The organism is Rhodoferax sp. (genome assembly GCF_023701345.1).
Taxonomy (GTDB): Bacteria; Pseudomonadota; Gammaproteobacteria; order Burkholderiales; family Burkholderiaceae_C; genus Rhodoferax.
In genome coordinates this window covers 1-6,749 of sequence record NZ_JAMPXE010000157.1, presented here as the reverse complement: position 1 = coordinate 6,749, position 6,749 = coordinate 1, and the positions used below count along the sequence as shown (strand labels likewise).

The window sequence follows — 6,749 nt, the reverse complement described above, 5'->3', positions numbered from 1 at the left end:
TGATTGCGCAAAATTTGCACTTCGGTGCTGCGCTTGAGCTGCAACTCTGTGGCCGAGCGCGCGGGCAGGCTGTGGATCAGCGTCAGTGCATCCTCCAGCTGGCCTTGCTGGGCCAGCAGACTGGCGCGCCGGAGTTGGGCGGGCAACAGGTCGTCCGGATTGTCCACGCGTTGCAACCAGTCCTGGGCTTGTGACAGGTCCTGGCGTTGCAACGCAATTTGCGCCAGCGACAGGTAGGCTTGCGACAGGCCACGGGGAGCCGGTGCCGTGGCTTGTCCCGCTGTTTCGGCCTGCATCAGTTCCAGGTAGTGCAAAAAATTGGTTTGCGCGCTGTCCCATTGGCGCATTTCCATGTGCACCGCACCTTGCAGCAGCGAGGCCGGGGCATAGGCGGGATGCAGCTTACTGATGTGTTGCAGTGCGGCAATGGCTTCCGTATGGCGTTTGGCCAGCAGCAGCGTTTGTACATAAGCCATGCGAAATTCTGTGCTGGGCTGATTCGCCAAATGGTTTTTCACCAGATCTTCGGCCTTGGGCACATCGACGCGCATCAGGCTCAGGGCCAACCAGGCCGGATGATCCTGGTGCTCACGAAAATTCTGGCCCTTTTTGGCCGCATCAAGGGCCGCCACCGGATTGCCCGCACTGAGCCACAAGCGCCCCAGCGTCGCCCAAACTGTGGCGCCAAGGGCCGGCTCATTCAGCAGGGGCGCCAGGGCTTTTTGAACGACCGTCACGGCGAGTTTTTTGTCGCTGGCGCGTTCATACAGCGACGGGATGGCCCAGATGGTGGCAGCACGTTCCTGCCTGGGTGTCAGCGCCAGCATGCGTTTGAGCGGCTCCTGGGTGTCAGCCAGGCGGTTCAGGCTCAATAAAATCTGCAGCACATAACGGACTGCCTCCTGCGAGGCCGGAACGTTTTGTTGCCAGGCTTTGGCAGCCTGCAATGCCGATTCCCCCGAGCGCGCAAGCAAGGCGATTTGTACCGACCGCCTGAAAAGGGCTTCGTCACCGGTTTTGCGCGCCGCATCCAGCAGCAAGGAAAAAGCCACAGCGGGTTCTTGCGCCTGGACGTTGAGTTCGCCGAGCAAAAGTTGGTAGAAGAGCGCACTGTCCATGGCCGAACTTTGGGCTGGAGTTTCGGTCGGGACGGGTGTCTGCGCATGAACGTTGACCCAGCAGGCGGTCAGCAGGGAAAAGAGGAGGCGATAGGAATGACGCATGTGGTCATAATAATTCATGTCCGTCAGATAAGAAGAAGGCCATGCCTGAATTACCCGAAGTAGAAGTGACCCGGCGCAGTTTTGCCCATGCCATAGAAAACGCCACCGTGCAGGCGGTGCGGCTTGGCAAACCCCTGCGCTGGCCGCTGGGCTGCGACCCGGATCGCTTGCCGGGCCGGCGTGTGCGCTCGGTGGGCAGGCGCGGCAAGTATTTGTTGCTTCAGTTTGACCAGGGCGTTTTGCTGGTGCATCTGGGCATGTCGGGCAGTCTGCGCTTTGCCCCGGTGCTGCCGGCGGCGGGTGCGCATGACCACTTTGATCTGGTCACCACGCAAGGCACATTGCGTTTGCATGATCCACGCCGTTTTGGTGCCGTGGTTTACGTTGACAGTCTGGCTGATCCGGTGGCGCACAAGCTGCTGGGGCGCCTGGGGCCGGAACCCTTGTCGGATGCTTTTGATGTGACCGGGTTTCAGGCCCGGCTCAAACGCCACCAATCCGCCATCAAATCGGTGCTGCTGGCCGGTGAAGCGGTGGTGGGGGTCGGCAATATTTATGCGTCCGAGGCGCTGTTTCTGGCGGGGATTCGCCCCACCGTGGCCGCCGCACGGCTGAGCCGGACCAGGGTCGCGCGGCTGCATGCCGCCATCGTGAAAGTGCTGGGGCAAGCCGTTGAGTTGGGTGGCAGCACGCTGCGCGATTTCTCCAGCGCCAGTGGCCAGGCGGGCTATTTCCAGCTTCAGACCATGGTCTATGGGCGCGCCGGCCTGCCCTGCCATGTGTGCGCCAGCCCGGTGCGCCTGATCAAGCAGGGCCAGCGCTCCACTTTTTACTGTGCCACCTGTCAAAAGCCCTGAGATGATTTTTGTGAGGAATTTCTGATGGACGGTTTTTTGGCATCGCAAGTGGTGCATTGGCAGGCGCAATCGGGCCGCCACGATTTGCCCTGGCAAAACACGCGTGATCCGTACCGTGTCTGGCTCTCGGAAATCATGCTGCAACAAACGCAAGTGGTCACAGTACAAGCCTACTTTGCCCGCTTTGTGGCACGCTTTGCTGACGTGCAGGCGCTGGCCTGGGCGCCACTTGATGAGGTGCTGCATTTGTGGGCCGGGTTGGGCTACTACAGCCGCGCTCGCAATCTGCACCGTTGCGCGCAGGACGTGGTGGCCTTGCATGGCGGTGTGTTTCCGCGCTCGGCCCAGCAATTGCAAACCCTGCCGGGCATTGGGCGCTCCACCGCCGCCGCCATTGCCGCCCTGTGTTTTGGCGAGCGGGTGGCCATTCTGGATGGCAATGTCAAAAGGGTGCTGACCCGCTACCTGGGGTTTGCCGATGATCTGGCACTGGCCGCGAACGAGCGCCGCTTGTGGGACCTGGCGACCGGGTTACTGCCGAAAGACCATTTGTTGCGCAACATGGCACGCTACACCCAGGGCATGATGGACCTCGGGGCTACGTTGTGTTCCAGCAAAAATCCGGCTTGCCCGGTTTGCCCTCTTTCTGAACGTTGTGTTGCTCAGGCTTTGGGAACCCCTGAAAAATTTCCGCTGAAAACCCGCAAACTCAAACGCAGTGCCCAGTCGATCTGGTTGTTATGGGCGATGACGGACGATGGCGCGGTCTGGCTGAGCCAGCGGCCCACCCCCGGCGTTTGGGCCGGTTTGTATTGCCTGCCCTTGTTCGAGGACCGGCAAACCCTGCAGGCCGTGGTGGATCAGCAGAGGGTGCATTCGCTGCGGGATGCGCCGTCGTTCAAGCATGTGCTGACGCACAAGGATCTGTACCTGCACCCGGTGCTGCTCAGGCTGGCGGGACGCCAGGCGCTGCCGCTGGACGGGCAATGGGTGGATGTTGCACAGATGGCGCAACTGGGCTTGCCCGCACCCATCAAGAAAATGCTGAAAACGTCTTAGGATGTCTGGTGCGCAGCCATTTCGCGGTGCCGCTTGAGGGTGCTCCAGCGTGGCGCGAACAAGGCATTCAACTGCTCCACCAGGTAGACCGAGCGGTGCTGGCCGCCGGTGCAGCCAATGGCGACCGTCACATAACTGCGGTGGTTGTGCACCATGGCCTCCAGCCAGTGAGCCAGGAAATCGTGGATCTGCTCCAGCATGGTTTGCACATCGGCCTGTTGCTGCAAAAAATCGATCACCGGGCGGTCGCATCCGGTGAGATCACGCAGGCCCGGTTCATAGTGCGGATTGGGCAGCATGCGCACATCAAAGACAAAGTCGGCATCGTTGGGAACGCCGCGTTTGAAGGCAAACGACTCAAACACCAGGGTCAGCTGCTCGCCGGGGGCATCGATGAAGGATTTGACGTAACTTTGCAGCTGAGTGGGGCGGATGATGCTGGAGTCGATCACATGGGCATCGGCACGCAATTCGCTGAGCAGTTCACGTTCAAGCTCAATGGCTTCGGCGAGTGCCCGGTGCTGGTCGTTTTTGTGCTGCTGGGTGTCTGTTTTGGACAGGGGATGGCGCCGTCTCGTTTCCGAGAAACGGCGCATCAGCGTGTCGGTGCTGGCATCCAGAAACAGGCAGTCGACCTGCAGGCCCTGGGTCTTGAGTTGCGCCAGTTGACTGGGAACCAGCGGCAGCGACGCTGCGCTGCGCACGTCCATGGCAATGGCCAATTGGCCGGCTTCATTGGCCCGTTCCAGCTTGATCAGCGGCATCAGGAGTTCAGGGGGCAAATTGTCAACACAGTAAAAACCCAGGTCTTCCAGCGCATTGAGAGCCACCGATTTGCCTGAGCCCGACATGCCCGTGATCAACACCAGATGCATTTTTTTGTAGGGTAATGGCATGTTGCTTCAGCTCCCCTGCGTCTGCAGCATTTCCCGGGCATGGGCCAGCGTGCTGCTCAACAGGCGCTCTCCGCCCAGCATGCGGGCCAGCTCGGCCACTCGCGCGTCAGTGTCCACGCGGGTGACCGAGCTCAGGGTGACGTCGCCCTGAAGCTGTTTGCGTACCACCAAATGGTGGTCGGCGCAGGCGGCTACCTGCGGCAGATGCGTGACTGCCAGCACCTGGCGGTCCTGGCCCAGCTGTTTCATGAGTAGTCCCACTGTTTCGGCCACCGCCCCGCCCACGCCGGCATCCACCTCGTCAAAAATCAGCGTTTGGGCGGTTCCCAGCTGGCTGGTGGTGACCGCGATGGCCAGCGCAATGCGTGACAGCTCGCCCCCGGAGGCCACCTTGTTGACGGCGCGCGGCGTGCTGCCCGCGTGGCCTGCGACCAAAAATGTCACCTCCTCGAGCCCGCTTTGCAGCGGCTGCTCGGCGGTCTGCAAACAGACTTCAAATTGCCCGCCCTGCATACCCAGTCCCTGCATGGCCTGGGTGATGGCACGGGCCAGTGCTGGCGCGCTTTTTTTGCGCGCCCGGGTCAGCAGGCCGGCCTCTTGCGCATAGCCTTGCCAGGCCGATGCCACGGCTTTTTCCAGCGCCTGCACGTCGGCGCTGGCGTCGAGCTGAGCCAGGGTTTGCTGCCAACTCGCCAACAACTCCGGCAATTCGTGCGGGCTGCGCTTGTAACGGCGTGCCAGCGACAGCCACAGGCCCATGCGCTCATCCAGCGCGGCGAGTCGCTGGGGGTCCAGTTCGGTTTTGCGCAAATAACTGCGCAATGCGTGCGCCGTGTCCTGCACTTGCGCCAGGCTTGAGCTCAGCACCTCGGTCAGGTTTTTGAAAAAGGGTTCCAGGTGTTCCTGCTGCTGCAGCAACTGGCAGGCCCGGCTCAGGCGCCCCAGTGCGTTACCTTCGTCTTCGTCAAGGGTCAGCGCGGCAGCCTGGGCGGCATCGAGCAAGGCCTGTGCGTGGGACAGCCGGGTGTGCTCGGTGTTGAGCTCGGGCCACTCGTCTGGCATGGGCGCCAGCTTGTCGAGCTCGCCAATTTGCCAGCTCAGACGTTCGCGCTCACGCAGCAGCGAATCCTGTGACTGCAGGGCCTGCGCCAGTTGGTTTTGTGCGGCGCGCCAAAGGTGCCATTTTTCTGCTGTGCCTGCACTGGATATCTGCGCATAGGCATCAAGCAGGCTGCGCACCGCCTCCGGGCGCGTCAGGCTTTGCCAGGCGTGCTGGCCGTGGATGTCGAGCAATTGTTCGCCCAGGCTGCGCAGTTGTGTGGCGGTGGCCGGGCTGCCGTTGATCCAGGCCCGGTTTTTGCCCTGCGCATCGAGCGTGCGGCGCAGCAACAGCGTGGCGTCGGCCTCGAAACCGGCTTCTTCCAGCCATTGCGCCACACTGGGTAGGCTGTCAAATTCAGCGCTCACCTCACAGCGGCCGGCTCCTTCGCGGATCAGGGTGGCATCGGCGCGGCCCCCGGTCACCAGTTGCAGGGCATCGATCAAAATGGATTTGCCGGCACCGGTTTCACCCGTCAAGACGGTGAATCGGGTGCCGAATTCAAGCTCAAGTTCGCTGACGATGACAAAGTCTCGCAGCACCATGCGTTTCAGGCTCACGTTGCAGCCACTCCTTCGTTCCAATGCAGTTTTTCACGCAGCGTGTCAAAGTAGGACCAGCCCTGCGGGTGCAAAAAGCGCACATGGTGCTCCGAGCGCGTGACCTCAATGCGGTCACCATGCAGCAGGGCCGCAAGTGATTGCGTGTCAAAGCTGGCGCTGGCATCCCGGCCAGAGACGATCTCTATTGCGATTTTTGACGTGTTGGCCAGCACGATGGGCCGATTGGACAAGGTGTGCGGCGCAATTGGCACCATCACCCAACCCGGAACGGACGGGTGGATCAGCGGGCCGCCCGCTGACAGGGCGTAAGCGGTCGAGCCGGTGGGCGTGGCAATGATCAAACCGTCGGCGCGCTGATTGGCCACGAAGTGACCGTCCACCTCGACCCGCAACTCCACCATGCCCGCGGTGGCACCGCGATTCACCACCACGTCGTTCATGGCCATGGCCTGGTAAACGCAATGACCGTCGCGCATCACCTGGGCACTCATCAGGCTGCGGTGGTCTTCCACATAGGCCCCGCTCAGCATTTGCGCCAGGCTGGTGGCAAAGCTGCCGTAGGGCACATCGGTAATAAAGCCAAGTCGACCCTGGTTGATGCCGATCAATGGCACGCCGTAAGGCGCCATCTGCCGGCCAATCCCGAGCATGGTGCCATCGCCCCCCACTACCAGACCCAGATCACATTGCCTGCCAATCTGTGCCACACTCAAAGCCGGGTAGTCAGAGATGCCCATGTTGAGCGCGGTATCCTGCTCCATGGCGACATCGCAGCCCAGGTCATCCAGAAAATGGGCCACGGCCACAAGGGCGGCGCGCGACTTGGCGCCGCTGGCACCCGCAGGAGTGGTCTGGTATTTGCCGACCAGGGCAACATGCTGGAATTTGGACTTCATTTGCAAATTACATCACTAAAATGAAATCATGCTCGACGATCGTGCCAAGTTATTACTCAAAGCGCTGGTAGAACGCTACATTGCCGACGGTCAACCCGTGGGTTCGCGCACCTTGTCGCGCGCCTCGGGCCTGGATTTGTCACCGGCGACCATTCG

The 6,749-nt window shown here is 61.5% G+C and carries 5 protein-coding genes and 2 pseudogenes; 3 read left to right on the top strand and 4 right to left on the bottom strand.

The genetic code is table 11. The features are described from left to right. Positions 1–1,118 (bottom strand): annotated as a pseudogene (locus NDI87_RS15720) (hypothetical protein); the annotation flags it as partial. Between the two features lie 146 nt (positions 1,119–1,264). Between NDI87_RS15720 and mutM the strand changes: the two are divergent. Both mutM and mutY read left to right on the top strand, forming a co-directional pair. Further along, complete coding sequence (mutM, locus tag NDI87_RS15715) at positions 1,265–2,080, top strand: bifunctional DNA-formamidopyrimidine glycosylase/DNA-(apurinic or apyrimidinic site) lyase (protein WP_296276409.1); 816 nt, start codon at positions 1,265–1,267, stop codon at positions 2,078–2,080. Between the two features lie 24 nt (positions 2,081–2,104). Continuing rightward, on the top strand, positions 2,105–3,139 hold the full coding sequence (mutY, locus tag NDI87_RS15710) for an A/G-specific adenine glycosylase (protein WP_296276407.1): 1,035 nt from the start codon (positions 2,105–2,107) through the stop codon (positions 3,137–3,139). Here mutY and rapZ read toward each other — a convergent pair. The 3 genes from rapZ to NDI87_RS15695 are packed head-to-tail and all read right to left on the bottom strand — an operon-like array spanning position 3,136 to position 6,593. Continuing rightward, entirely contained in the window at positions 3,136–4,035 is a 900-nt protein-coding gene (rapZ, locus tag NDI87_RS15705; RefSeq protein ID WP_296276405.1) for an RNase adapter RapZ, read from the bottom strand. The genes mutY and rapZ overlap by 4 nt on opposite strands. A 6-nt stretch (positions 4,036–4,041) precedes the next feature. Next, positions 4,042–5,694: a DNA repair protein RecN gene (gene recN, locus NDI87_RS15700; protein ID WP_296276403.1), complete on the bottom strand. Its 1,653-nt coding sequence runs from the start codon at positions 5,692–5,694 to the stop codon at positions 4,042–4,044. Then, positions 5,691–6,593, bottom strand: coding sequence for an NAD kinase (locus NDI87_RS15695; protein WP_296276401.1), 903 nt, complete (start codon positions 6,591–6,593; stop codon positions 5,691–5,693). Before NDI87_RS15695 ends, recN begins: the two co-directional genes overlap by 4 nt. 28 nt (positions 6,594–6,621) lie before the next feature. Here NDI87_RS15695 and NDI87_RS15690 point away from each other — a divergent pair. Then, positions 6,622–6,749, top strand: a pseudogene (locus NDI87_RS15690) (heat-inducible transcriptional repressor HrcA); the annotation flags it as partial.